The organism is Chimaeribacter californicus (genome assembly GCF_002858675.1).
In the GTDB taxonomy this organism is placed as follows: domain Bacteria; phylum Pseudomonadota; class Gammaproteobacteria; order Enterobacterales; family Enterobacteriaceae; genus Chimaeribacter; species Chimaeribacter californicus.
In genome coordinates this window covers 95,844-122,583 of record NZ_PJZF01000006.1, presented here as the reverse complement: position 1 = coordinate 122,583, position 26,740 = coordinate 95,844, and the positions used below count along the sequence as shown (strand labels likewise).

Annotated in this window: 23 protein-coding genes; 10 read left to right on the top strand and 13 right to left on the bottom strand. The window is 60.4% G+C overall.

Annotated elements, in window-relative coordinates; translation table 11 throughout:
• Positions 1-209 precede the first annotated feature (209 nt).
• The 4 genes from xylA (at position 210) to CYR55_RS09465 (ending at position 5,271) form a co-directional block, all read left to right on the top strand.
• A complete protein-coding gene (xylA, locus tag CYR55_RS09480) occupies positions 210-1,529 on the top strand; it encodes a xylose isomerase (RefSeq protein WP_101815898.1) in 1,320 nt (439 codons plus the stop codon).
• Between the two features lie 139 nt (positions 1,530-1,668).
• The gene (xylB, locus tag CYR55_RS09475) at positions 1,669-3,123 is read left to right on the top strand and encodes a xylulokinase (protein WP_101815897.1); all 1,455 of its coding nucleotides are present in this window, start codon (positions 1,669-1,671) and stop codon (positions 3,121-3,123) included.
• 137 nt (positions 3,124-3,260) lie between these two features.
• Complete coding sequence (locus CYR55_RS09470) at positions 3,261-4,283, top strand: cysteine hydrolase family protein (RefSeq protein ID WP_101815896.1); 1,023 nt, start codon at positions 3,261-3,263, stop codon at positions 4,281-4,283.
• Between the two features lie 22 nt (positions 4,284-4,305).
• The gene (locus tag CYR55_RS09465) at positions 4,306-5,271 is read left to right on the top strand and encodes a GlxA family transcriptional regulator (protein WP_101815895.1); all 966 of its coding nucleotides are present in this window, start codon (positions 4,306-4,308) and stop codon (positions 5,269-5,271) included.
• On the opposite strand, the gene CYR55_RS09460 is transcribed toward CYR55_RS09465, so the two are convergent.
• Entirely contained in the window at positions 5,264-6,259 is a 996-nt protein-coding gene (locus CYR55_RS09460; protein WP_101815894.1) for an acyltransferase, read from the bottom strand. The two genes, CYR55_RS09465 and CYR55_RS09460, sit on opposite strands and share 8 nt — an antisense overlap.
• A 238-nt stretch (positions 6,260-6,497) precedes the next feature.
• Between CYR55_RS09460 and CYR55_RS09455 the strand changes: the two genes are divergently transcribed.
• Positions 6,498-7,736, top strand: coding sequence for an MFS transporter (locus CYR55_RS09455; RefSeq protein ID WP_101815893.1), 1,239 nt, complete (start codon positions 6,498-6,500; stop codon positions 7,734-7,736).
• An 88-nt stretch (positions 7,737-7,824) separates the two neighbouring features.
• On the opposite strand, the gene exaC is transcribed toward CYR55_RS09455, so the two are convergent.
• The 4 genes from exaC to fdhE all read right to left on the bottom strand — a co-directional run bounded on the left by exaC (position 7,825) and on the right by fdhE (position 12,023).
• Complete coding sequence (gene exaC / locus CYR55_RS09450) at positions 7,825-9,363, bottom strand: acetaldehyde dehydrogenase ExaC (RefSeq protein WP_101815892.1); 1,539 nt, start codon at positions 9,361-9,363, stop codon at positions 7,825-7,827.
• Between the two features lie 272 nt (positions 9,364-9,635).
• The gene (locus CYR55_RS09445; protein WP_101815891.1) at positions 9,636-10,241 is read right to left on the bottom strand and encodes a glutathione S-transferase; all 606 of its coding nucleotides are present in this window, start codon (positions 10,239-10,241) and stop codon (positions 9,636-9,638) included.
• Between the two features lie 43 nt (positions 10,242-10,284).
• Positions 10,285-10,962: a DcrB/PsbP domain-containing protein gene (locus tag CYR55_RS09440; protein WP_101815890.1), complete on the bottom strand. Its 678-nt coding sequence runs from the start codon at positions 10,960-10,962 to the stop codon at positions 10,285-10,287.
• Between the two features lie 131 nt (positions 10,963-11,093).
• Positions 11,094-12,023, bottom strand: coding sequence for a formate dehydrogenase accessory protein FdhE (fdhE, locus tag CYR55_RS09435; protein ID WP_101815889.1), 930 nt, complete (start codon positions 12,021-12,023; stop codon positions 11,094-11,096).
• A gap of 156 nt (positions 12,024-12,179) precedes the next feature.
• On the opposite strand from fdhE, the gene fdhD reads away from it, so the two are divergent.
• The 3 genes from fdhD to yiiM all read left to right on the top strand — a co-directional run bounded on the left by fdhD (position 12,180) and on the right by yiiM (position 14,640).
• Positions 12,180-13,019 carry a formate dehydrogenase accessory sulfurtransferase FdhD gene (fdhD, locus tag CYR55_RS09430; protein WP_101815888.1) on the top strand — a complete coding sequence of 280 codons (840 nt, stop codon included), beginning with the start codon at positions 12,180-12,182 and terminating at the stop codon, positions 13,017-13,019.
• Between the two features lie 186 nt (positions 13,020-13,205).
• Positions 13,206-13,829, top strand: a complete 624-nt coding sequence (gene sodA, locus CYR55_RS09425; protein WP_101815887.1) for a superoxide dismutase [Mn] — start codon at positions 13,206-13,208, stop codon at positions 13,827-13,829.
• 127 nt (positions 13,830-13,956) lie between these two features.
• Positions 13,957-14,640 carry a 6-hydroxyaminopurine reductase gene (gene yiiM / locus CYR55_RS09420; protein ID WP_101815886.1) on the top strand — a complete coding sequence of 228 codons (684 nt, stop codon included), beginning with the start codon at positions 13,957-13,959 and terminating at the stop codon, positions 14,638-14,640.
• A 38-nt stretch (positions 14,641-14,678) separates the two neighbouring features.
• On the opposite strand, the gene CYR55_RS09415 is transcribed toward yiiM, so the two are convergent.
• From CYR55_RS09415 to CYR55_RS09390, 6 genes are all read right to left on the bottom strand, one after another.
• The gene (locus CYR55_RS09415) at positions 14,679-15,041 is read right to left on the bottom strand and encodes a YibL family ribosome-associated protein (protein WP_101815963.1); all 363 of its coding nucleotides are present in this window, start codon (positions 15,039-15,041) and stop codon (positions 14,679-14,681) included.
• Between the two features lie 121 nt (positions 15,042-15,162).
• Positions 15,163-15,744, bottom strand: a complete 582-nt coding sequence (locus CYR55_RS09410) for an MltR family transcriptional regulator (RefSeq protein WP_101815885.1) — start codon at positions 15,742-15,744, stop codon at positions 15,163-15,165.
• A 106-nt stretch (positions 15,745-15,850) separates the two neighbouring features.
• Positions 15,851-16,996, bottom strand: a complete 1,146-nt coding sequence (gene mtlD, locus CYR55_RS09405; protein ID WP_101815884.1) for a mannitol-1-phosphate 5-dehydrogenase — start codon at positions 16,994-16,996, stop codon at positions 15,851-15,853.
• A gap of 152 nt (positions 16,997-17,148) precedes the next feature.
• Positions 17,149-19,074, bottom strand: a complete 1,926-nt coding sequence (locus CYR55_RS09400; RefSeq protein ID WP_101815883.1) for a PTS mannitol transporter subunit IICBA — start codon at positions 19,072-19,074, stop codon at positions 17,149-17,151.
• 531 nt (positions 19,075-19,605) lie between these two features.
• Positions 19,606-20,391 (bottom strand): DsbA family protein, encoded by a 786-nt coding sequence (locus CYR55_RS09395; protein WP_101815882.1) that lies wholly within the window; start codon positions 20,389-20,391, stop codon positions 19,606-19,608.
• Positions 20,392-20,568: 177 nt separating this feature from the next.
• Positions 20,569-21,285 carry a DUF3053 domain-containing protein gene (locus CYR55_RS09390; protein ID WP_101815881.1) on the bottom strand — a complete coding sequence of 239 codons (717 nt, stop codon included), beginning with the start codon at positions 21,283-21,285 and terminating at the stop codon, positions 20,569-20,571.
• 317 nt (positions 21,286-21,602) lie between these two features.
• On the opposite strand from CYR55_RS09390, the gene CYR55_RS09385 reads away from it, so the two are divergent.
• A complete protein-coding gene (locus CYR55_RS09385) occupies positions 21,603-21,887 on the top strand; it encodes a helix-turn-helix domain-containing protein (protein WP_101815880.1) in 285 nt (94 codons plus the stop codon).
• Between the two features lie 107 nt (positions 21,888-21,994).
• Here the strand turns inward: CYR55_RS09385 and glyS are convergent, their stop codons facing one another.
• Entirely contained in the window at positions 21,995-24,064 is a 2,070-nt protein-coding gene (gene glyS / locus CYR55_RS09380; protein WP_101815879.1) for a glycine--tRNA ligase subunit beta, read from the bottom strand.
• A 9-nt stretch (positions 24,065-24,073) separates the two neighbouring features.
• Complete coding sequence (glyQ, locus tag CYR55_RS09375; RefSeq protein WP_101815878.1) at positions 24,074-24,988, bottom strand: glycine--tRNA ligase subunit alpha; 915 nt, start codon at positions 24,986-24,988, stop codon at positions 24,074-24,076.
• 313 nt (positions 24,989-25,301) lie between these two features.
• Between glyQ and CYR55_RS09370 the strand changes: the two genes are divergently transcribed.
• Entirely contained in the window at positions 25,302-26,633 is a 1,332-nt protein-coding gene (locus tag CYR55_RS09370) for an MFS transporter (protein WP_101815877.1), read from the top strand.
• Positions 26,634-26,740: the final 107 nt, after the last annotated feature.

The window sequence follows — 26,740 nt, the reverse complement described above, 5'->3', positions numbered from 1 at the left end:
ACTTATTTTCACTCACCGTTATGCTGGAAAGCGACGCGCAAATACCGGCTTTTTTTCGGTTATCCGGGCTATTTATGAGATCTGCTGCACAATTGTGTATTCTCTGAAGTTGAGTGTGAAATAACGTAATTGTGAGGGGTGCCGAACAATCCCAAGATAACGGCTCCGCATGCTCAGCCAGTGCTGGGCCAGATCCCGAGGAGCCCATAATGCCATCCTATTTTGATCAGCTTGATAAAGTCCGGTTCGAAGGCACCACCAGTACCAACCCGTTAGCATTCCGCCATTACAACCCGGATGAGCTTATCCTGGGCAAACGCATGGCTGATCATCTGCGCTTTGCTGCCTGCTACTGGCACACCTTCTGCTGGAACGGCGCAGATATGTTCGGCGTCGGCGCGTTTGAGCGCCCGTGGCAGCAGTCTGGTGATGCGATGGCTCTGGCAAAACGCAAGGCGGATGTCGCGTTTGAGTTTTTCCAGAAGCTGAATGTGCCCTACTACTGCTTCCATGACGTTGATGTCTCGCCCGAAGGCAACTCCCTGAAAGAGTACCTGAGCAACTTTGCCGAAATGACTGACATCCTGGCGCAGAAGCAGCAGGAGAGCGGCGTGAAGCTGCTGTGGGGCACCGCCAACTGCTTTACCCATCCGCGTTATGCCGCCGGGGCGGCCACCAACCCGGACCCGGAAGTCTTCAGCTGGGCGGCGACCCAGGTCTTCACCGCCATGAACGCCACCCAAAAACTGGGCGGTGAGAACTATGTGCTGTGGGGCGGGCGTGAAGGGTATGAAACGCTGCTGAACACCGACCTGCGTCAGGAGCGGGAACAGATTGGCCGCTTTATGCAGATGGTGGTGGAGCACAAACATAAGATCGGTTTCCAGGGCACCCTGTTGATTGAGCCGAAACCGCAGGAGCCGACCAAGCACCAGTATGATTACGATGTCGCGACCGTGTATGGCTTCCTGAAACAGTTTGGCCTGGAAAAAGAGATCAAGGTCAATATCGAGGCCAACCATGCCACCCTGGCCGGGCACTCGTTCCATCATGAGATTGCCACCGCCATTGCGCTCGGCATCTTTGGTTCAGTGGATGCCAACCGGGGCGATCCGCAACTGGGCTGGGACACCGACCAGTTCCCGGTCAGCGTGGAAGAGAATGCGCTGGTGATGTATGAGATTTTGAAAGCCGGCGGCTTCACCACCGGTGGCCTGAATTTTGATGCCAAAGTCCGCCGCCAGAGCACCGATAAATATGACCTGTTCTATGGGCATATCGGCGCAATGGACACCATGGCGCTGTCGCTGAAAGTGGCGGCGAAAATGGTCGAAGAGGGCGGGCTGGATACGCTGGTTGCCAAACGTTATGCCGGGTGGAGCGAGGAGCTGGGCCAGCAGATTCTGCAAGGCAAGCTGTCGCTGGAGGCATTGGCCGCCTACGCTGAACAGCATAACCTGGCACCGCACCACCAGAGCGGCCGTCAGGAACAGCTGGAAAACCTGGTCAACCGCTACTTATTTGGCTGAGCGGCGCATTCGGCTGATTAGCACATTCGGTTGACTGGCGTATTGTTACTGACACCCGGGCGCAAGCCCGTTCACAGGCCGGCGCAGATGCCGGCCTGTACTGCTTATGTCTTCTGTTTGCCTGTTTCGGGGAGAAATCATGTACATCGGTATTGATCTGGGCACATCAGGCGTTAAAGCGATCCTGCTTAACGAGGCGGGAGAGGTCGTTGCCCAGCAGAGTGAAGCGTTGACGGTGTCGCGGCCCCATCCGCTGTGGTCTGAACAGGACCCGCAAGCATGGTGGGACGCGGTTGACCGCGCAATGCAGGGGCTGGGCGGGCAACAGGAGCTCAGCCGCGTGAAAGCGCTGGGGCTGACCGGGCAGATGCACGGCGCAACCCTGCTGGATGCCGACCAACAGGTGCTGCGCCCGGCCATTTTATGGAACGATGGCCGCAGTTTTGCCCAGTGCCGCGCGCTGGAGCAGGCGGTGCCGGAGGCGCGCCGCATCACCGGTAACCTGATGATGCCGGGGTTTACCGCCCCGAAACTGGCCTGGGTGGCAGAGCACGAGCCTGAGATTTTCCGCCGTATTGATAAAGTGCTGTTGCCGAAAGATTACCTGCGCCTGCGGATGACCGGCGACTTCGCGACCGATATGTCGGATGCCGCAGGCACCCTGTGGCTGGATGTGGGTAAACGTGACTGGAGCGATGCCCTGCTGGCAGCCTGCGGCCTGACGCGTGCGCAAATGCCGCGGCTGTATGAGGGCAGCGACATCACCGGCCAACTGAAGCCGGAGGTCGCCCGCCGCTGGAACCTGCCGGAAGTGCCGGTGATCGCCGGAGGTGGCGACAATGCCGCTGGGGCGGTCGGCGTCGGACTGTATCAGGCCGGGCAGGCGATGCTGTCACTGGGTACGTCCGGCGTCTACTTTGCGGTGAGTGAAGGGTTTCTCAGTAACCCGGAGCAGGCCGTGCACAGCTTCTGCCATGCACTGCCGCACACCTGGCACCTGATGTCAGTGATGCTGAGCGCGGCCTCCTGCCTCGACTGGGTATGCCGCCTGACCGGGTGTGAGAGTGTGCCGGCGCTGCTGCACCAGGTTGAACAGGCACCGCCTGCCGCCTCGCCGGTCTGGTTCCTGCCCTATCTCTCCGGCGAGCGCACGCCGCACAACAACCCGAATGCCACCGGTACCTTCTTTGGCCTGACCCACCAGCATGGCCCGGCCGATCTGGGGCGCGCGGTGCTGGAAGGGGTAAGTTTCGCCCTGGCGGACGGGATGGACGTGTTGCACGCCACCGGCCTGCGGCCACAGCGCATCACGCTGATTGGCGGCGGCGCGCGCAGTGCTTACTGGCGGCAGATGCTGGCGGATATCAGTGGCCAGACGCTGGAGTACCGCACCGGGGGCGACGTCGGCCCCGCCCTCGGCGCGGCACGGTTGGCGCAAATTGCCCTCAGCCCCGGCAGGCCGCTGGCCGATCTGCTGCCGCCGCTGCCGCTGGAGCAAACGCACGAGCCGGACGCAGAGAAACATCAGGCGTATGCGGCGCAACGCGAGACCTTCCGCCAGCTTTACCGGCAGCTTGCGCCCCTGATGCAGTGAATCCGGTACCGGCGGGAGGACGCTCCGCCGGGTTGCGTGATTCGTCCTGCCGTGACAGAGGGATGGCTGTTTTTGGCATTCCGCTTCTTTTTTAGTTACGCCATTATGAGGTTACTTTACTCAGATGGAGTCCGGATATGTCACAGAGCGCGCTGTTGGTTATCGATGTTCAACACTCCTTTCTTCACAAACCGTTTTGGCAGGAGGAGGATCTGCCGCTGTTCCGGCAGCGTCTGCACCAGTTGGTTGACGGCTGTCAGGCACGCGGGGTGGCGGTGGTGGATGTGTTCCATGTGTCGCAGGGGCCGTTCTCGCTGGCTTCCGGGCTGGTGACCCGGCTGCCGTTCCTGACCCATCAACCGGATCTGGTGGTGCATAAACGTGTGCATAACGCCCTCACCGACTCCGGGCTGGATCAGTGGCTGCGCGACCGCGGCATTAACCACCTGATTATCAGCGGGATGCGCACCGAGCAATGCTGCGAAACCACGGCGCGGGTGGCTTCCGATCTCGGGTACCGTGTGACTTACGTCACCGAGGCCACCCTGACCTTCCCGATGACCCATGCCGACGGGGAAACCAGCACGGTAGCTGAGATTAAGCACCGGACTGAGCTGGTGCTGGCGGAGAGGTTCGCCCATGTCTGCGATGTGGAAGGTGCATTACGGGAACTGGACGAGACGCCAAAAGCCACGCCTCTGGCGGAGGTTGTCTGGCAGCCTCAGCCTTATCTGCCGCGCCCGGTCACGCCGCTCGGGGTGATGGAGTTTGGCAACTGGGCGCTGAAGCGTTACGCCATCCGTTATCCACTGGCGGGCGGGGAAGCGGATTTTATGGCAGCGCACCCTCTGGTCACCCAGTGGTTGCCGTCACAGGCGCAAACGCCCCAGCGCCCCGGCGTCGGGTTTTTGATTGAGCATCAGGGCAAGACCATGGACTATCTGGTGGCCGGCTGGTGGGACAGTGAAAACGAGCTGCGCATGAACGTCTGGGTCACGGACAACGGCCGCTGGCGTCGGGCGCGGGAAGAGTCATTCTGCGTCTGGGATATGCAGGTGATGGCGTTTGAGCGTGACGCGTTCGTCGGGATGCTGTTACAGGCACAGCCGGATCGGGCGGGTTATCTGGCGCGGCAGTTGACCATTACGCTGGACGATTAACAGCAGGCGGTGAAGAAAAGCGATGACCCTTAACCAGGCTGAGTACACCGATCAGAACAGCACGTGCCCGCGCCGCGAGGCGTACTTTATCGTGCTGCCGGGGGTGATGGCGCTGGATGTGACCGGCCCTGCAGAGGCGCTGCAGCTGGCCGGGCAGTTCACGCTGCACTATATCGGCCCGGCTCCGCAGGTTACCAGCTCCACCGGGCTGGTGTTGGGCGGCATTAGCCCGCTGCCTGATACCCTGCCGCCCGGCGCAATCCTGATCGTGCCGGGGGTGAAAGATTCGCGTACCGGGTTTGATACCCCGGAGGCGCGGGTCGTGGAGGCGTGGCTGCGTGCGCAGCGTCCGGCGCTGGAACAGGGCGATCTGCTGCTGGTCGGCGTCTGTTCGGGTACCCTGCTGGCGGCCCGCGCCGGGCTGCTGGATGGTTACCAGTGCACCACCCATCATGATGTTATCGCCCGTCTGCGGGCGCAGGCCCCGGCCGCCCAGGTGCGGGAAAACCGCATTTTTATCGAAGACCGGCAAGTGCTCACCAGTGCAGGGATCACGGCGGGCATTGATGTAGCGCTGCATATCATCGCCCGCGTGCAGGGGCCGCAGGCGGCCACCGAAGTGGCGCGTGACATGGTGGTCTATTTCCGCCGCTCCGGCGACGATCCGCAGCTTTCGCCCTGGCTGCGTTACCGCAACCACCTGCACCCGGCGCTGCACCGGGCGCAGAATGCGCTGATCGCTGCCCCGGAAGCGCGCTGGCAGGTGGAGGAGGTCGCGGCGCGCGCCCATGTCAGTGAGCGCCACCTGACCCGGCTGTTCCGCGAGCATCTCGGCATCAGCGTGCGGGATTATCATGAACAGTTGCGGCTGGCGGTAGCGCGCCAGCGCTTGCAGGACGGATGCGGCATTGAGCAGGCGGCGCTGGCCGCCGGGTTTACCTCTGCCCGCCAGCTGCGCCGCGCCCAGGCGCGCTGGGGCGTCAGCTGACCAGCCGCCGCGGATCAAGGCGGCGCACCGCATAGCCCAGCAGCAGGCTTAAGCCCAGCGCCACCGCGAAAACATATACCATATCCAGCAGCGGCCAGCGGATCACATCCCATTTCTGGCTGCGGATGAAGTTAATGATCAGGGCATGAAACCCATAAATCGCCAGGGAGTGATCGGCAATGCGCCGCATGCCCGGCAGCATCGCCGTGGCGAGGCTGTTCTTGCCCCAGACAAACAGCGCAATGGCCGCAATAAACACCAGCGGGCCGCAGTAGACGTAATAGGTATCGGCAAAGGCGCCGTTGATAAACATCTGTTTTTTGGTGGAGACGGCAATCAGCCCCACAGCGGCTGCAAACAGCAACCCGGCCAGCATCGTGAGGCCGCGCCGTTGGGTGTCCATCATCCCGATGGCGCGGCCCAGCAGCGCATACAGCACGTAATAAAAGGTGTCGCCGGCCACAAACAGATTCACCGGGATAAGGTGAAACTGATGCCATGAAATCTGCGCCATTTGCGGGTTCACCAGAATCCCCAGCACCACACCTATCCCCAGCGCCGTGCGCGCCGCAACGGGTTTGACGTTAATCAGTGGGGAGAGCAGGTAAATCACCGCGATCGCGTAGAAAAACCAGAGGTGGTAAAACACCGGCTTGAACAGCAGGTTACGCAGTGACGGCCAGAACCCGATGCGGGTAAACAGGGCGATATACACCAGTGACACCGCGCTGTAGAACAGCAAACAGCAACCGATCCGCAGCAGGTGCTTCTTTCCGGCGCTTTTATCCCCGAAAAACAGGTAGCCGGAGATCATGAAAAACAGCGGCACGCTGACCCGCGACAGGGAATTCAGCAGGTTGGCAATATCCCAGTTCAGGTTGCCGACAGAGACGCCGGTGGTCACATAATAGGTAGTGGTGTGGATCAGGATAACCATCAGGCAGGCGAGCGCCCGCAGGTTATCAACCCAGATAAGTCGGTGAGTCATGCCGCTGCCGCATCCTTGTCACTGTTTACTGTTAAAAACGGTTTATTGTTAAAAAGAGGTTATATACGGCCGGAGAATTCAACAACCTGAAATCCGCTAAACTCAGATTGTGCGATATTTACCGGGCATGATTGCCAAGGCCGGCAATTGGCAGCAAAATAGCCGCCCTTACCGTTTTCCCGACAATGGCCCGCGCGGCTTTTTCGATTTTTCCTTTTTACATTCATTAAGTTAATTTATGACAAACACAATACCTCCTGTTGCCCGCCTGGGCCGCCGGGCGCTGTGGTTTCCGCTCTCGCTGGTGCTGTTCGAATTTGCGACCTATATCGGCAACGATATGATCCAGCCCGGCATGCTGGCGGTAGTGGCCGCATTTCATGCCGGTGAGGAGTGGGTACCGACCTCTATGACCGCCTATCTGGCCGGCGGCATGTTCCTGCAATGGCTGCTGGGGCCACTCTCTGACCGGCGCGGCCGCCGCCCGGTGATGCTCTCCGGCGTGGCTTTTTTTACCCTGAGCTGCCTGGCGATCCTGTTTACCCAGACCATTGAACAGTTCATCGCGGTGCGCTTTTTGCAGGGTATCGGGCTGTGCTTTATCGGTGCGGTGGGGTACGCGACGATTCAGGAGTCCTTTGAAGAATCGGTGTGCATCAAAATCACTGCGCTGATGGCGAACGTGGCGCTGATTGCCCCGCTGCTCGGGCCGTTGGCGGGCGCGGCGCTGATCGCCTGGTTGCCGTGGCAGAGCATGTTTGTGCTGTTTGCCCTGCTGTCCGCCTTTGCCTTTTACGGCCTGTGGCGGGCGATGCCGGAAACCGCCACCCGCCGGGGCGAGCCGCTGTCCCTCACCGGGCTGGGGCGTGATTACCGGGTGGTACTGGGCAATAGCCGCTTTGTGTGCGGCGCACTGGCGATTGGTTTTGCCAGTTTGCCGCTGCTGGCCTGGATTGCCCAGTCGCCGGTGCTGCTGATCCGGGGGGAAGGGCTGAGCACGCTGGACTATGGCCTGATGCAGGTGCCGGTATTCGGCGCGCTGATTATCGGCAATATCACGCTGGCCCGCCTGACCGGCAGGAAATCCGTGGAAACGCTGATCTGGCTGGGTGCCGCGCCGATGGTCGCCGGGCTGCTGCTGGCTGCCGCGGCCACGCTTTACTCTTCCCATGCCTACCTGTGGATGGTGGCCGGGCTGAGCTTCTACGCTTTCGGCATCGGCATTGCCAACGCCGGGCTTTACCGCCTGACGCTGTTCTCCAGTGAGATGAGCAAAGGCACGGTGTCGGCCGCGATGGGGGTGCTGAGTATGCTGGTGTTTACCATAGGCATTGAGATCGCCAAAGTGGCCTACGGCTGGGGCGGCAGCGGCGTGTTTAACCTGTTCAACTTTTTAAGCGGCATGTGCTGGCTGACGCTGGTGGTGCTGTTTATGCGCGGGCGTCAACGCGACAGCAAGGCCGTTAGCCAGTATTAATCCGGCACTGCCCCATCAGGAAGAGAACGGCAACGCGATGCGTTGCCGTTTTTTATTTCAAAACAGAGGATTGTAAGCACAATCGGCATCAGAACAGGCCGAGGGGTTTTTCCGAGTAACTGACCAGCAAACATTTGGTCTGCTGGTAGTGTTCCAGCATCATTTTGTGGGTTTCCCGCCCGATGCCCGACTGCTTGTAGCCGCCAAATGCTGCATGGGCCGGGTAGGCGTGGTAGCAGTTCGTCCATACGCGCCCGGCCTGGATCTGCCGCCCCATCTGGTAAGCGACGTTGCCGTTGCGGCTCCAGACGCCCGCCCCCAGCCCGTAATCGGTGTCATTGGCGATCGCCAGCGCCTCATCCATATCTTTGAAGGTGGTTACCGCCAGCACCGGCCCGAAGATCTCCTCCTGGAAGACCCGCATACTGTTTTTCCCGAACAGGATGGTCGGCTCCAGATAGTAGCCCTGCGCCAGATCGCCGCCCAGGGTTTTGCGGCGGCCACCGGTCAGCACATCCGCGCCCTCTTTTTTGCCGATTTCAATATAGTTGAGGATGGTTTCCATCTGCCCCTGCGACACCTGCGCCCCCATCTGGGTGGCGGAGTCGAGCGGGTTGCCGCTGCGGATGCTTTCTACGCGCTTAATGGCGCGCTCCATGAACCGCTCGTAAATCGATTCCTGTACCAGCGCGCGGCTTGGGCAGGTACAGACTTCACCCTGGTTGAACGCAAACAGCGCGAAGCCTTCCAGCGCCTTGTCAAAGAAGGCATCCTCTTTGTCCATCACATCCGCAAAGAAAATGTTCGGCGATTTGCCGCCCAGCTCCAGCGTCACCGGGATCACGTTTTGCGCCGCGTACCCCATGATCTGCTGGCCGACCTCGGTGGAGCCGGTAAAGGCCACTTTGGCGATGCGTTTTGACGTCGCCAGATATTCCCCGATTTCACTGCCGGAGCCGTTCACCACGTTGATCACGCCCGGCGGCAGCAGATCCTGAATCAGCTCCATCATCAGCAGAATCGACATCGGCGTGAGTTTGGCCGGTTTCAGCACAATGCAGTTACCGGCGGCCAGCGCCGGGGCCATTTTCCAGCAGGCCATCAGCAGCGGGAAGTTCCACGGGATAATCTGCGCGACCACGCCCAGCGGCTCGTGGAAATGGTAGGCCACGGTGTCCTGATCGATTTCGCTGATCCCCCCTTCCTGCGCGCGGATGCAGGCGGCGAAATAGCGGAAGTGGTCAATCGCCAGCGGCACATCGGCGGCGGTGGTTTCGCGGATCGGTTTGCCGTTGTCCCAGGTTTCGGCGGCGGCCAGCAGCTCAATGTTCTGCTCCATGCGATCGGCGATGCGGTTAAGAATAGTGGCGCGCTGCTGCACCGACATGCGGCCCCACTCGCCTTTAGCCTGATGCGCCGCATCCAGCGCGCGATCCACGTCCTGCGTGCTGGAGCTGGCGATTTCACACATCACCTGGCCGGTGACCGGCGTCACGTTCGGGAAGTACTGGTTATTGGCGGGCGGCACCCATTCACCGCCGATAAAGTTGTTATAACGCGCTTTAAGTTTCAGCGGGAAACCATATTCACCGGGGATCACGGCACTCGAGGGTTGATCATAAGGCATGGTGTGCTCCTTGGCGTGGCGGGCCACGCCCGCACGCCTGTCTCGTGGGTAATAAGTAACGCCCGGCGCGTCTTCCCACACAGCAAGCGCTGAACAGCCGGGGCCGGGCCGACAGGTTTGCTTAAAATGTAGACGCCACAACACCACACGCAGGATGCGCAACCTAACTCTTCGAGTTATCTCACACTATTTTTGCCGGGAGAGGATCAGTACAGGAAGGCCGGCGCATCGCGCACCGGCCGGTGAAACGGGTGAAATCAGTAAGATGCGGTTTAAGGAGGTGTTGTCCGGGCGAAGCTTTCCCGCTGGAATAGTCGCTCCACCAGCGCGATCAGCGTCGGCCGCTCCACACACCAGTTGGGTGCCACGCGGCGGAAATTGATGTAGCCCAGCGCACAGGCGACGGCGATGTCCGCCAGGTTGAGCGTTTCACCGTTAAGATCCCGGTGCGAGGCGGCGTACTGCTCCAGCGCATCCAGCCCCCGGTTCAGCACCCCACGCTGGCGCACAATCCACGCCTCATCCTGCTTATCCGCCTCGCGGCGTTTCTCCAGTACCAGCGCCACGGCAGCATCCGTCACGCCGTCCGCCAGCGCCTCCAGCCGCCGCACCCGCAGGGCAGCCGCCGGGTCGGCCGGCAACAGGGGCGTGCCGCCGGGCAAGGTGTCGAGATATGCGGCGATCACCGGGGAATCGAACCAGATCTCGCCATCATCCGCGATAAGGGCCGGCACTTTACCCAGCGGGTTGAAGTGCGGCACCTGCGTGTCGTCTGCCCAGGGTGAATCATTCACAAAATCAAAATCGATGCCCTTTTCCAGCAACATGACTGAAATCTTGCGCACATAAGGGCTGGTATAACTGCCGATGAGTTTCAACTTTACCGTCCTCCTTCAGGGATGCGTAAGGGCACCGTGGGCCTCAGCCTTTTACTTTGATGCTGTCTGTAATGGATTTCATCAGGGTATCGTGCGCCTCACCGTTGTTGACCGGTGTCACCACCTGTAGGGTCACGACCTTTTTGTCGAGCACGGTGAACAGGGTGGTCGCCAGCACCGGCTGGCCCTTCACGCGCTGTTCGGTGTCCATCCGGCGGAAACGCTGGCCGCCGAGGGTCAAGGTTTTTTCGTCGGTTTTCTTGATGTCCTGGTACTGGTTGCTCAGGCCGTTCAGCAACCCTTTTGACAACCCGGCAAACGCCGCGTCACTGGTATCAATCACCTGCCCGGCCGGCGGCACCACTTCCGAGGTCACGGCCAGCTGGCGGCTGTGGCTGTCGATAAACAGTTGGGTATGGGACTGCTCAGTATTGGCGATGCCCGCCTGCTGGGTCTGGTCTGAGAACCCGGCCGGCAGGTGGAAGCCGATTTTGCCGGTCAGCAGCGAGACATCCACCCCATTGGCGGGCGCAACCGGCACCGGCTGGCTGCCCTGCACCACCTGGGTTTCCGGCGACACGGACGACGGGTTCGCAGCCACGGTGGGTTTGGAAGCCGGGGGCGGCGGCGTCGGGGTGGTATCCGGTTTGTCATCACAGGCCATCAGCCCGGCCGCCAACAGTGCCACGGCGGTAAATTTCATCGCGCTTTTTAACATCATCCTTGTTCCTCTTTTTATCGGGTTAGCTGATTGCGTACCGCAAGGGTAACCCACGCCGGGGCCGCCACCGCCACAGAATGCTCTGAAACACCGGCGCACCCTTTAAGCGTAGCAGCCGCCCACGGCGTTGCTCAGCCGTCGGGGAACAGGAACGGGTTAATGCTGCTGCGGGCGAACCCCTCATCTTCCATTTTGGCATCCAGCACCAGCGTGGCGAGGTCATCCGCCACCGGCTCTACGTTCGGGTCATGCTCCTGGAACAGGATTTTCAGGTAGGTGCCGCAGTCGTCACAGCTTTCGGCCTTCACCGGCGAGGAGATATCGTCCAGCGACCAGTAGTTCAGCCCGTGGGTATGTTCGCAGTTGCTGCATTTGGCCTGCATCACATGCCATTCGCACTCGCACAGGTTGCAGTGCAGGTAGCGCATCCCGCTTACCGAGCCGAGATGCACCAGGCTGGAAACCGGGATGCTGCCGCAGGTCGGGCAGAACTGGCGATGCTCGCCGTGCTCCACCTGCGCCTTGCCGGGGATCAGCGCCGCCATCTGCGCCCAGTAAAGCGAGAGCGCCGCCCAGATCAGCGGCGCGGTTTCGCTGCCCACGTCGGTGAATTCCCGGGTAAGCAGCGCGGCGGCGTAATTTTCCAGCTGGTTTTCCGAGCACTTCTCCAGGTTCTCCAGCACCGCCCGCAGGTGCGGGTCAACCTGCGGGCGCAGCTCCGCCATGATCGCCTGCAACAGCGTGCGCCAGTGTGGGTCACGCTCAAAGGTGTGAATATCCAGCGGCGGCAGGGCGGTTTTCGCCGTGCTGGCGAGCAGCGCTGACATGTCCATGGTCAGCGGATGGTCGTGCAGCGCGTGCTGCTGGGCATCGGCAATCAGGGCGGCAAACGCCAGCAGATCCTGCAACGGGCTCTCTTCTGCCAGATGCCGCAACCGCTCCGCGCGCCGGGCGTAGAGGCTTTTCAGGTTGGCAAACAACAGCGGCGGTATGGCATGCGCCGCGGACATCCTGGTTTGGGGTGCGGTGGCACCGCGGTTAGGCACAATACGGATGCTCATGGCGTCGCTCTCCTGGTGAATGGCCGTCGTCGTGGACAACGCCGATAGAACAAATCGGTTCTGTTCGCGTCTGAACAGCGCTAAGGTGGGCACTTCTGCCCTTTCCGGCACAGTACCACAGTAACCCTGTGGGTGTTAAAAATCAGGTACAGGCACGTGAACGAACGTACAAAACAGAGTAACGGCGCGGTAACCGCCGGCGGGGAACCGCGTGACGGCGCGCAACAGCGCCAGGTCTTCCCGCGTACCCGGCTGGACACCGCCGAAGCGGACTGGCTGGCCGAAGAGGTGCCGGTGGCGCTAGTGTATAACGGCATCTCCCATGTGGTGATGATGGCGACGCCCAAAGATCTGGCGGCGTTTGCGCTCGGTTTTTCGCTCTCGGAAGGCATTATCGAGACGCCGCAGGAGATTTACGGCATCGATATTCTTCCCTCCTGCAACGGCATCGAAGTACAGGTGGAGCTCTCCAGCCGCCGCTTTGCCGGGCTGAAGGAGCGCCGCCGCGCCATGGCGGGCCGCACCGGCTGCGGGGTGTGTGGGGTGGAGCAGCTCGGCGATCTTTTCCGCCCGCTGGTCCCGCTGCCCTTTACCCAGCAGTTTTCGCTGTCCCGGCTTGACGGCGCGCTGGCGTCGCTTAAAGAGTACCAGCCGGTCGGCCAGCTTACCGGCTGCACCCATGCCGCCGCCTGGATTGCGCCGGAGGGCACCTTGCTCGGCGGCTGTGAGGATGTGGGCCGCCATGTGGCGCTCGACAAACTGCTGGGCGTGCGCAGCGGAAAACCGGCATGGCAGGCGGGCGCGGTGCTGGTCTCCAGCCGGGCCAGCTATGAGATGGTGCAAAAAGCCGCAATGTGCGGCGCGGAGATTCTCTTCGCCGTTTCTGCCGCCACCACGCTGGCGGTTGAAGTGGCAGAACGCTGCAACCTGACGCTGGTGGGCTTTAGCAAACCGGGCCGCGCCACCGTCTATACTCACCCACAGCGGTTGTACTGAGCCGCTTAGATCGATTTTTTTACCGATATGTCAGCGGGCTATAAGTCGCTGATTCCGCCCCGTGCCGCGGCCGGGGCGGCCTGAGATAATCATTTTCAATATCATTTAATTAACTATAATGATCCGACTGCTTACGCGGTGCTTGCACCTGCCCTGCGCCGCAAAACACCAATGGAGATGAAGAATATGAGTTACTCACTGCCATCCCTGCCTTACGCATACGACGCACTTGAGCCACATTTCGACAAGCAGACGATGGAGATCCATCACACCAAACATCACCAGACTTACGTCAACAACGCCAACGCCGCGCTGGAAAGCCTGCCGGAACTGGCTGCCCTGCCGGTTGACGAACTGATCACCAAACTGGACCTGGTTCCGGCTGACAAGAAAACCGTGCTGCGCAACAACGCCGGCGGCCACGCCAACCACAGCCTGTTCTGGAAAGGCCTGAAAATCGGCACCACCCTGCAGGGTGAGCTGAAAGACGCCATCGAACGTGATTTCGGCAGCATCGACAGCTTCAAAGAGACCTTTGAAAAAGCCGCTGCCACCCGTTTCGGTTCCGGCTGGGCCTGGCTGGTGCTGAAAGATGACGGCAAACTGGCTGTGGTTTCAACCGCCAACCAGGACAACCCGCTGATGGGCGAAGCCGTTGCCGGTGCTTCCGGTTACCCGCTGCTGGGCCTGGACGTGTGGGAACACGCTTACTACCTGAAATACCAGAACAAACGCCCGGACTACATCAAGGCGTTCTGGAACGTGGTGAACTGGGATGAAGCGGCTGCACGTTTCGCTGCGAAAAAATAATCCCGTTAAACGCGCGGCCCCGGCCGCCGTTGACCACAAGAATGCCGGCGCGTGCGCTGGCATTTTTTATGCGCTGCCATAAGCTGGAAACATCCGCAGGCACCGCCTGCCCCGCAAAGGAGAGACTATGCACTATCCTCAGGTGTTTATCGGCCCGGTCAGGGAGTATGAAACCATGCGCCCGAGCGGCATCAGCAAACGCGCCGCAGAAGGCCGGATTTTGCTGACGCCACTTGGCCTGGAGGGTGACCAGCAGGCAGAAACGCATTTTCATGGCGGGCCGGACCGTGCCCTGTGCCATTTTCCGCGTGAGCATTACGCTCACCTGAGCCAGCAGTTCCCGCAGCAGGCGGAGCATTTCCAGCCGCCCGGCTTTGGTGAAAATATCTCTACCCTGGGCCTCACCGAGCAGAACGTGTTCATCGGGGATATTTTCCGCTGGGGCGAGGCGCTGATTCAGGTCACGCAGCCGCGCTCACCCTGCTACAAAATCGGGATTCACCTCGGCGTGGCGCAGCTTTCGCACGTTATCCAGCAGAGCGGCCGCTGTGGCTGGCTCTACCGCGTGCTGTCACCGGGGTATATCAGTGACGGGCAGCCGCTGGAGTTATTGACCCGCAACAGCGAGGTCAGCGTCGCCGAGGCGATTTCCATCGCCTTTAACCAGCCCTATGACGAAGAGCAGTACCGGCGGCTGTTGGGTGCAGCGGGGCTGGCCGCGAGCTGGAGCAGCAAGATGCAGGTCAGGCTGGAGAGCCGGAAGATTGAGAGTTTCAGCGCCCGGCTGGACGGCAAGCCGCGCGGCGGCTGAGAAAGGAACGCGGGCCGGTGTGAGACCGGCCCGGCACATCAGAACGGTTTTTTCGCGTAACCGGTCACGACTTTCAGGCCCATTTCACGGCCCAGGGCGGTCATCGGGTGAACCACAATCAGCCCGCGCACGCTCTTTTTCAGAGTGCCCATGTCAGCCTGCTCTTTTTTGGAGATTTCACGGCTGAACGGCAGGCGGGAGAGCTCCTGTGCCTGGGTGCTCAGCTTGCTGATCTGCACCTCTTTCAGGCGGGCGATCTCTTTGATCAGCTTCTCTTTCTCTTCCTCATGCTTGGCGATCAGCTCGCCGTTACCCTGCGCGATGATGGTTGCGTCTTTGTGTTTCAGGGCATCCAGCTTGTCGCTGAGGAGTTTAATCTCTGCTTTTTCTTTTTCTTTCATAGTCATGGCCCGTTTATGCCGCTGTCAGGCACGTTATCAGAAGGGGGATTGGCGCACAGTGTAGCAGGAAGTGGGCGCTTCATCAGCCCGGCGACAGCGGAATGCGGGCAGGGGCAGGCACTCAGAACGCCTTTTTCAGGCTGATCCCGGCGATAAGGTCAGTCACTGACAGTACCATGGTCGAGTGCACCATCTGCTGATAGCGCTGGCGTTGCATCGCCTGTAAGGCCTCATCCAGCGGCACCACGCCCGGCGTCAGCACCGGGGCAGGCGGCAGGGCGGGCACGCAGTGCAGTTCGCCAAACGGCCCGAGGATCTCATCATCGGTAAAACGGTACTCGTTGCCGTCGTGGTTCAGCTCCTCGCGCATCGCCATCAGCAACTCGGCATCTTCATACTCATTGCGGCTGATCACCCCCAGCCCATACATCAGTTTCAGCCGCACGGATAACTCGCCCAGCGGGCCGCTGCCGCTCAACAGCGGCCCGACGGCGTACTTCACCGCGTAATCATCTTTGCGGAAAACCTGTAATACCAGAATGTTGACCGCCTCAGTGAGCAGCTCAACGGCGGCGATAATAAACCCGCGAACGCTTTTCCCGGCGTTCAGTTTTTCCAGTACCCGGTTTTCAAAGGCCTGTGCAGCGTCAATCATGGTGATATTTTGCGTTAGGGGAGTCACAACGTCCGGAAACCCGGCCATACCTGGCCTCCATACGGGCGGAGGCAACGCCCCCGTTGCGGTGAGAAACATCGTGGGGGGCTGGCGGCACCACGCCGCCAGCCGCTCTTTTTACCACATTTCGCGCTTAGAGGGCGTTATAGGCGTCAACGGCTTCTGCCACGGCCGCGCTGTCTGCCGGCAGGCCGGAGATCTGCGACAGCGCACCCTGCGGGCCGAGGTTCGCCAGCAAGTCCACCAGCTCAGCGGCCTGCGGGTCACTTTCACTGCGGTAGTGCAGCGCCGCCGCAATGCCGGTGATCAGGTTGGTGTGCGGCAGGTTGTACTCCAGCGTGCCGAGCAGCGGTTTTATCAGGCGGTCGCCGGCGCTGAGTTTACGCAGCGGCTGGCGGCCGACACGCTCCACATCATCCTGCAGGTAAGGGTTTTCGAAACGGCCCAGAATCTTGTTGATGTAGGCGGCATGTTTTTCCGCATCAAAGCCGTAGCGTTTGATCAGCACCGCGCCGCTCTCTTCCATCGCGCCCTTCACTACCGCACGGATAGCCGGGTCAAGGATGGCATCACGGATGGTGGCGTGCCCGGCCTGTTTGCCGAGGTACGCGGTGATGGCGTGGCCGGTGTTGAGGGTAAACAGCTTACGCTCCACAAAGGCCATCAGGTTGTCGGTGAGTTCCATGCCGGCGATCTGCGGCGGCTGGCCGACGAACTGGGTTTTGTCCACGATCCACTCGCTGAAGGTTTCCACGGTGACTTCCAGCGGGTCGGTGCTGCCGGCGGCGGCAGGCGGCACAATGCGGTCAACGGCGGAATCCGCGAAGCCGACGTGCTCATCTACCCACGCTTTTTCCTCTTCCGGCAGCGCGTCATAGACGTGCTGTTTAAACTGGCTGGTGCCGCGCACCATGTTTTCACAGGCGATAATGTTCAGCGGCTGCTGGTTGCCGAGCTGGTGGCGTTTCACCAGCCCTTTGGCGACTGCCGGGGCGATGCGCGCCAGAATGTTCGGGCCGACGGCGGTGGTGACCAGGTCAACCGCTGCGATCAGGTCAATCGCCTCCTGGCTGCCGCTGTTGACGGCGGAGACGTTGCTCACCGGCTCTACGCGCGCCTGCTCACCCACCACGTGCACGTCATAGCTGCCGCGGCTGTTGAGCGCGTCCAGCACGGTCTGGTTCACATCCGCAAACACCAGCTCGATCCCGGCATCTGCCAGTAATTTCCCGATAAAGCCGCGGCCAATATTCCCGGCGCCAAAATGTAATGCTTTCATCATGTATTCCTTGAAACGTAGTGACGATCCTGCCGGTCACAAACCTGAAAAGCGGGAAGCGCGCAGTGCCCGCCCTTCCCCTGAATCCTATAACCCGCCCTGCCATATCATATAAATAGCAACCGGGCCATTCCGGCCCGGTCAGTTTACGGTCAGGCGACCTGTTTTCCGGTCAGCAGGTTTAGCACTTCCTGCACGTCCCGGGTGGTGGAGAGCCGCGCGATCACCGTGTCATCATCCAGCGCGTTGGTCAGGCTGGTGATCACATGGATGTGCTCATTGTTGCGGGCAGCAATCCCGATCACCAGTTTCGCCACCTCATCCTCTTCGTCACCGAAGCGCACGCCCTGCGGGTACTGGCAGAACACCACGCCGGTTTTCAGCACCCGGTCTTTCGCCTCGATGGTGCCGTGCGGCACGGCGATCGACTCACCCAGATAGGTGGAGGTGAGTTTTTCACGCGCCAGCATCGCCTCCACATACTCCGGCTGCACGTAGCCGCCTTTCACCAGTTGCTCACCGGCGAAGCGGATCGCCTGCTCTTTGTTGCCGGCCTGCTGGCCGAGGAACACGTTGGCAGCAGTCAGGCGGAACAGGTTCTGCTCGGTGGCGTCGAAGCTGTCATCCAGCGTGGTGATCACTTTCTGCTGGTGCATGCTGCTGTTATTGGCCGCCACCAGGCGGCTGGTCAGGTCGCTGTAGAGCTTGCTGTCCAGGAAGTTGGTCAGCGAAATGTGCTGCGCCTGCGGGGCATGGCGCATCGCGCGTTCGGTGAGGTCACGGTGGGTGATCACCAGATCGACATCATCCGGCAAATTGTTGATGGCGCTGTTGGTCACTGACACATTTTTCAGCCCGGCATCCTGCACTTTTTTGCGCAGCACGCCCGCGCCCATCGCGCTGGAACCCATACCGGCATCACAGGCCACAATGATTTTGCGCACGGTGCTCATGTCGCCGTCGTTAGCCAGTGCCGCCGCCGCAGGCTGGCCGCCTTTGGACTGGGCTTTCATGTCATGCATGCGACGGGTCGCTTCTTCCAGATCGTCCTCTTCTTTCGCCTTGGTGCTTTTCAGCAGGATGGCAGACGCCACGAAGGAGACGGCAAAGGCCACCACTACCGCGCAGAGGTTAGCGAAGTACGCGCCTTTCGGCGTCATCGCCAGAATCGCCAGGATGGAACCCGGGGACGCCGGGGAAACCAGCCCGCCGTTCAGCAGGGTCAGGGTGAAGACGCCGCTCATGCCGCCGAGGATGACCGCCAGAAGCAGGCGCGGGTTCATCAGCACATACGGGAAGTAGATCTCATGGATGCCGCCGAGGAAGTGGATAATCGCCGCACCACCCGCAGACTGCTTGGCATTGCCGCGGCCAAAGAACATGTAAGCCACCAGCACGCCCATCCCCGGGCCGGGGTTGGCTTCGATCAGGAAGAAGATCGATTTACCGGCTTCCGTGGCCTGCTGGATGCCCAGCGGCGAGAAGATGCCGTGGTTGATGGCGTTATTGAGGAACAGGATTTTCGCCGGTTCCACAAAGATGGAGGTCAGCGGCAGCAGGTTGTGTACCACCATGATGTGTACACCGGCTGCCAGCAGTTTGGAGAGCGTCTCCACCAGCGGGCCAATGGCGAGGAACGCAAGGATCGCCAGCAGCATCCCAATGATGCCGGCCGAGAAGTTGTTGACCAGCATCTCGAAGCCGCTTTTGATTTTGCCGTCTACCCAGCGGTCGAAGCGTTTGATCGCCCAGCCGCCGAGCGGGCCGGCAATCATCGCGCCGAGGAACATCGGCATGTCCGCGCCGACAATCACGCCCATGGTGGTGATCGCGCCTACTACGCCGCCGCGCTCACCGCCCACCAGTTTACCGCCGGTATAACCGATCAGCAGCGGCAGCAGGTAGGTGATCATCGGGCCGACCAGCTTGCCTAAGGTTTCGTTCGGCAACCAGCCGGTTGGGATAAACAGTGCAGTGATAATCCCCCAGGCGATAAATGCGCCGATGTTGGGCATCACCATGTTGCTCAGAAAACGGCCAAAATTCTGGACTTTGACCTTAACGTCTGGTGAAAACATAAAACACACCCCTATTGATACGCGCTGCCAATAAGAGCGCGTGAAGTCGTTGAGACGGGACGGCATCCCCGTCGCTATTGCCATATGCAGGGCGGACTCTACCACGCTCTTTTTTACGCGCGTAGCGCCCCACTTTTTTGTGATTCACATCACACTTTAGCCCCAGTTAACCCGGTACATAGCGTGATATTCATCACAAATATGCTTTGAAGAACCGTCAGATAGGCCGGTAAACCGGTTACTGACAGAATAAACCGTGATATGTATCACATTTGTTAAATGCCGCTTTTTCTTGAAATTGTGATTTCACTCACAATTTATTTTGCGGTGAGACGCCGTCCAGCTGCTTAAGATTTGTCCTACACCCAACTGTAGACAATCCCACCAACAATGTGATGAATTCTGAAAGAAAGTGATGGCAGGCAGATGAATGTGTTGTCGCACCGGCGGCGGGCGAAACAAGGCAGTAAAGAGGGGAAGAAAGGGAAAGGCGAAAGCGGCCTGCCCTGCACACAGGGCAGGCCGTGGGGGTTATTTCCCCTGTGCTTTATTGATGGCAGTTTGCAGCGCTTCCGCTGACACTGCGCCCGGCAGCACGGTGCTGTTTTCCGCCGTTGCGCCCTGGGTCGGCATCACGACAAACGCCGGGGTGCCGCTGAAGCCGAGCACCCGCGCCAGATCGTCGGTTTTCGCCAGCGCTGCGTGGGTCTTTTTACGGGTGGCTTCCGTTGGCTGGGCCGCGCCCGCGGCTTTGACGGCGGCAGTGATGTCGGCTTGCGTCAGTTTGCCCTCATCGTGGCCGGTATGGTAAATGGCGTTGTGGTAGGTGAAGTAGGCATCCGCGCCCTTCTCTTTGTAGACCGCCATGCCGGTTTCCGCCGCGGTAATGGACGGCTCCCAGCGCTGGCCGAAGATCGGCCACTCTTTAAACACAAACCGCACCTGCGGGTTGGCTTTCACCGTCTGCTCGACCAGCGGGGCCATGTGGCTGCAATAGACGCACTGGTAATCGAAGAACTCCACCAGCGCCACTTTGGCATTTTTCGGGCCGATGGCCGGGGTGTCGGCGTCATTCAGCAACGCTTCACTGTTTTGCAGCACCGCATTCAGCGAGGCCTGTTGCTGCTGCTCTTGCTGTTGCGCTTCCAGTTTCTGGCTGGCCTGCACCAGCACTTCCGGGTGCTGCACCAGGTACTCGGCGGCAATCTTGCCGATCGCCTCCTGCTGGGCCGGCGTGAAGGTGGTGGTCTCTGCGGCGTGGGTCAGCACCGGGGCCAGCATCAGCGCACCGGCCAGCGTCATTACGGGGTATTTCATAGGGTTTCCTTCTGGTTATCACGTTTCCGACGGAATCACATTTTCCGGCGAAGCATGCAGCCTACGTTATCGGCTGCCTTCCCGGTCGTCAAAAACGACCACATTTTCTCACACGCGCCTCAGTGAGACACCGGGCACAAAAAAGCCACCCGCAGGTGGCTGGCGTGCGTTATGCCGTCAGAACTGGCCGAGCACGGCTTTCTGCGCGGTAAGCAGCACCGACTGTTTGGTGGTCAGTTCCGACATCATGGTGTTGTACTGCGTCACCTGCTGCTGCGTCTGGAGCTGTACCTGGTTGTTGTCGAACGTGACCTGGTTGCCCTGCTGGATCAGGTAGTCGCCCACCTGCACCACCGACTGGGCGAACCCGGCCAGCGCCGGGATCACCGGCATAATGCCATTGGCCGGGCGGGTGACGATGGTGTCATACGCCTGGTTGTAGATCCCTTTCAAATCGTCCGGGTGCTTCATCGCCGCGTGGGCGGTGTCCGCCTGCGCTTTGGCCGTCTGGATCTGCTGGCCGAGCATGTTCAGCGTGCCCAGCTCCTGCGCCAGCGTGTCGTGCTGCTGCATATAGTCCTGCGGCACCCGGATCTGCCCGAGGGTATTCACCACCGGCCCCAGGCTGTTGTTGATGCCCTGTTTCATCTGGCGGGAGAAGGTCACCAGCACCTGATAGTCATTGGCATAGTTGCCGAGTTTCTGTTTCTGGTCTTCGCTCAGCGTCGGCAGGTTCTGCCCGCTGCGCATCACGGTGTTTTGCAGGTAGTCGATGAACGCCTTGCGCTCGTCGCCCTCTTTGTCGCCACAGGCCGTGAGCTGCAACACCACCATCAGTGCCAATAACGGCGCCATCCAGCGCGCAACGCGTCTGCTGTTAATCCCTACTGCCATGTGCCCAACTCCCCTTTGATGTCCATTATTTCCGCCCGCTGCACGGGCAGGTTTTGTGCCCTAAGAATAGATCATCTGCGGTTGATAAGGTACTCATGCCGCACGGGGTTGCGATCGCGATCCAGCGTTAAATTTCCTGTATTTTCCCGCCGGCTGTTCGGAAAAGTGCCAATTCAGGGACAAATTAACAGCAAAACCTGCACAAAATTTCCCCCCGCCCGGCGAAATCTGGCTTATAGTCTTAGTGCTTATAGTTTTAAGCAAAATGGAATGACGGTTGTTGAATGTCGTCGTAACAGCTAGTTTCGGGAGCCACTATGGATCGTGAATTGTTCAATGAGTTACTGGATAGTTTTGAATATGGGGCCGTGCCTGCCGTCAATCTGATGGCAAATCAAGAAAATAACGCCTTGCCGGAACCGAAAAAGCTGCGTGAGCGCGCAGGGATGCAAATTGATGAGTTTGCCAAATGCATGGGTGTCAGTGTGGCGCAGGTGAAAAAGTGGGAAGCCAACAGTTGCCGCCCCTCCTCCACCGCGCAAAAACTGATGCGCCTGTTGAATGCCAACCCGTATCTCAGCCGTCAGTTGCTGGAGAGTTAACCCGGCAGCGTGACGCACCCGCCCGCTTCGCTGAAGGGGCCGCCCAATAAAAAAACCCGCCGGAGCGGGTTTTTTTCTGCCTTTTTCTGGCTAATCACGCGATCTTTTTACTGCAACAGCGAAATGTCCGCCACCTGCAGGAACAGGTCACGCAGTTTGCTCAGCAGGGTCAGGCGGTTGATACGCACCGCCTGATCGTCGGCGTTCACCATTACTTTTTCGAAGAAGTTATCGACTGCTTCACGCAGTTGGGCCAGTTCACCCAGCGCCTCCTGATAACGGCCTTCCGCGTAGTAAGGTTGCAGCTTGCTGCCGAGCGCCATCACGAAGGTAGCCAGCTGGATCTCTTCGTTCTCTTTCAGCAGCGACGCCTGCACGCTGTCGTTCAGCGTTTCAGTGGATTTCGCCAGAATGTTGGAGACGCGTTTGTTGGCGGCGGCCAGCGCGGCGGCGGCCTCCAGGCCACGGAAGTGCGACACCGCTTTCATGCGGGCATCGAAGTCCGCCGGGCGGGTCGGGCGGCGCGCCAGCACTGCCTGAATGGTGTCAACCGCGTGGCCTTCTTCCTGATACCAGGCGCGGAAGCGGCCCAGCATGAACTCCACCACGTCATCCACCACGTTGGCGTTGGTCAGCTTGTCGCCGTACAGGCGCACCGCTTCTTCTGCCAGGGTTTGCAGATCGAGGTTCAGGTTCTTTTCCACGATGATGCGCAGCACGCCGAGCGCGGCACGGCGCAGGGCGAACGGGTCAGAGGCCCCTTTCGGGTTCTGGCCGATGCCGAAGATGCCCGCCAGGGTATCCATTTTGTCGGCAATCGCCAGCGCGCAGGCCACCGGCGAGGCCGGCAGGGCATCACCGGCAAAACGCGGCTGGTACTGTTCGTTCAGCGCCACGGCCACATCTTCCGCTTCGCCGTCGTGGCGGGCGTAGTGCATGCCCATCACGCCCTGGGTGTCGGTGAACTCAAACACCATGTTGGTCATCAGGTCACACTTGGAGAGCAGACCGGCGCGGCGCGCGTGCTCCACGTCTGCACCAATCTGACCGGCGATCCAGCCCGCCAGCGCCTGAATACGGTCGGTTTTGTCGCGCAGGGTGCCGAGCTGTTTCTGGAACAGCACGGTTTCCAGGCGCGGCAGGTTATCTTCCAGCCGCTGTTTGCGGTCGGTATTGAAGAAGAATTCGGCATCCGCCAGACGCGGGCGCACCACTTTTTCGTTACCGGAGATAATCTGCTGCGGATCTTTCGATTCAATGTTGGCGACGAAAATGAAGTTCGGCAGCAGTTTGCCGGCGGCGTCATACACCGGGAAATATTTCTGGTCACCTTTCATGGTGTAGACCAGCGCTTCCGCCGGTACCGCCAGGAATTTCTCTTCGAATTTCGCCGTCAGCACCACCGGCCACTCCACCAGCGAGGTGACCTCTTCCAGCAGGCTGTCGCTCAGGTCAGCCTGGCCGCCAATCTGGCGCGCCGCTTCTTCGGCATCGGCTTTGATTTTGGCTTTACGCTGTTCGTAATCCGCCAGCACCTTGCCGCGCTCCAGCAGGAGAGCCGGGTACTGGTCAGCGTGGTCGATGCGGAATTCCGGCTCGCCCATAAAGCGGTGGCCGCGGATCACGCGATCGGAAGGGATGCCCAGAATGGTGGCCGGGATCAGCTCATCACCCAGCAGCAGCGTCACGGTGTGTACCGGGCGCACGAACTGCACGTCAGAGTCACCCCAGCGCATCAGTTTCGGGATCGGCAGCTTGCCGAGGGCGGTGGCGATCATGCCCGGCAGCAGGCTCTGCGCGCTTTCGCCTTTGACGTGGGCGCGGTGAACCAGCCACTCGCCTTTGTCGGTGCTCAGGCGATCCGCCTGATCCACGGTGATCCCGCAGCCGCGCGCCCAGCCTTCGGCCGCTTTGGTCGGCTTGCCGTCGGCATCGAACGCCTGGGCAATCGCCGGGCCGCGTTTTTCGATTTCGCGGTCAGCCTGGGCGGCGCTCAGCGCCGGCACTTTCAGCGCCAGGCGGCGCGGCGCGGCGAACCACTGCACGTCGCCGTGTTGCAGGCCGGCTGCGTCAAGTTCCGCCGTGACGTTGGCAGCAAAGGATTCAGCCAGTGAGCGCAGCGCCTTCGGCGGCAGCTCTTCCGTGCCGATTTCCACCAGGAAAGTCTTGTCAGTCATGGCTGTCTCTCACTTCTCGTTCTTTTTGCACATCGGGAAGCCCAGCGCCTCGCGCGAGGCGTAATAGGCTTCGGCCACGGATTTGGTCAGGGTGCGGATGCGCAGAATATAGCGCTGGCGCTCGGTCACGGAGATCGCCTTGCGGGCATCCAGCAGGTTGAAGCAGTGAGCCGCTTTCAGGATGCGCTCATAGGCCGGCAGCGGCAGCGGTTTTTCCAGCGCCAGCAGCTTCTGGGCCTCTTTCTCGTACTGTTCGAAACAGGTGAACAGGAAATCGACGTCGGCGTATTCGAAGTTGTAAGTGGACTGCTCCACTTCGTTCTGGTGGAAGATGTCGCCGTAGGTGGTTTTACCCAGCGGGCCGTCACACCAGACCAGATCGTAGACGCTGTCCACGCCCTGGATGTACATCGCCAGGCGCTCCAGGCCGTAGGTGATTTCGCCGGTCACCGGCTTGCACTCCAGGCCGCCCACTTGCTGGAAGTAGGTGAACTGCGTCACTTCCATGCCGTTGAGCCACACTTCCCAGCCGAGGCCCCAGGCACCCAGCGTCGGGTTTTCCCAGTTGTCTTCCACGAAGCGGATGTCATGCACCAGCGGGTCCAGCCCCAGCTCTTTCAGCGAGCCGAGGTAGAGCTCCTGAATATTGTCCGGCGATGGCTTGATGATCACCTGGAACTGGTAATAGTGCTGGAGGCGGTTCGGGTTCTCGCCGTAGCGGCCGTCGGTCGGGCGGCGGGAAGGCTGAACATAGGCAGCGGCAATCGGCTCCGGGCCGAGGGCGCGCATGCTGGTCATTGGGTGGGAAGTGCCGGCACCGACTTCCATGTCCAGAGGTTGGACAATGGTGCAGCCCTGGCGCGCCCAGTAATCCTGAAGGGTCAGGATCAGGCCCTGAAAGGTCTTGGTATCAAACTTTTGCATGTTGGATTCGCAGCGATACAAGTGGATTTAGATGGAATGGGCCAGTATACCCGTTGACCGCCAGATATACAGCCTCAATCCCGCAGAGGCCGCGCCCGCGGCCCGGCGCGGTTATTACCCTGTAAAACCTGTTTATCCCTTATTGCCGTTGTTATGGCGTTGTCATAGTTTCTGCCCCAAAACGCACACCGATCCGGCGCGCTGAGCGTGCCGACGCACCGCCACGGCGCAACCGGCCGCTTTTTACCGCGAAAACAGGTGGCATCAACTTTGCTAGCTATCCCTGAGCGCTATTGCACACAAGGAGCAGGTTATGCCCACCCTTCAAGACAGCCGGTACCGTTATCGTATTTTTGCGATGGTGTTTTTCATCGCGCTGATTAACTACGTCGATCGCGGCGCGTTGTCCTTTGCGGCCAACGACATCGCCAATGAATTCCACTTCAATAAAGCGCAGCTGGGCGCGGTGCTGGGCTATTTCGGCTTCGGCTACCTGTTCGGCTCACTGTGCGGCGGCTTCCTGGCTGACCGCGTCGGCACCAAAAAAGTGTGGCTGATGGCCGGGGCGCTCTGGTCACTGCTGGAGATTGCCACCGCCTGGGCCGGTGAAGTGGGCGTGGCGTTGTTCGGCGGCTCGGCCATTATGGGCTTTGCCGCGCTGCGCATCCTGTTCGGCTTCTCCGAAGGGCCGGCTTACGCATTGATGAACAAAACCATCGCCCACTGGGCCCCGCAAAAAGAGCGTGGTTTTTCGCTCAGCATCGGGTTGCTCAGCACGCAGATCGGCTCACTCCTGACCGCGCCGCTGGCGGTAGGGCTGCTGCTGCTGACCGATGACTGGCGCAGTATGTTCATCCTGCTCGGCCTGTTTTCGCTGCTGGCCATCGGGCTGTTCGCGCGCGTGTTTACCGACTCACCGCACCAGCACCCGAAGGTCAACCAGGCGGAACTGGCCGCCATCACCGGCGATCAGGTGACAGAGAGCGCCCAACCCCGCCTGCCGTGGTGGCGCTTTTTCAGCAGCCGCACGCTGGTGTTCAACGCGCTGGGTTACTTCTCCTTTTTGTATGTCACGTTTGTGCTGGTCACCTGGAGCCCGAAATACCTTCAGGACACCTTTAACTATGACCTGCACTCGCTCTGGTATGTGGCGATGATCCCGTGGAGCGGCGCCTGTTTCACGGTGCTGCTGGGCGGGAAAATTGCCGACACGCTGTTGAAACGCACCCGGAACCTGCGGCTGGCGCGCAACCTGTTCGCCGCCGTAACCCTGCTGCTGACCGCCGGCTGTTTTGTGCTGATCCCGTTTATGCACTCCCCGGCGGCGATCATCGCGCTGATGACATTGGGTAACGCGCTGAATGCGCTGGTGAATAACGTCTACTGGTCAGTGGTGATTGATGTCACGCCCAGGCCTTCGGTGGGGGCCTACAGCGGCATGACGCTGGCGATCGCCAACCTGGCGTCCATCCTCGCCCCGACACTGAGCGGCTGGCTGGCGCAGCACCACGGCTATAACGCGATGTTTTTCGCCACGGCGGCGGTGTCGTTTTGCAGCATGTTCTGCATGACGCTGTTGCAGCCGGAGAAGAAACTGCACGCCCCGGCCGGTGCGCCCGCCTGGAAAAAGCGCGTGGCCTCCTGAAGCGCATCCCGGCCGGATCCCTTATACTGCGCGCAAGCGATAGCAGGAACAGGAGGAAAAGATGGGATTTGTCGGCTGGATTATGACGGGGATCGCCATCGGCCTGA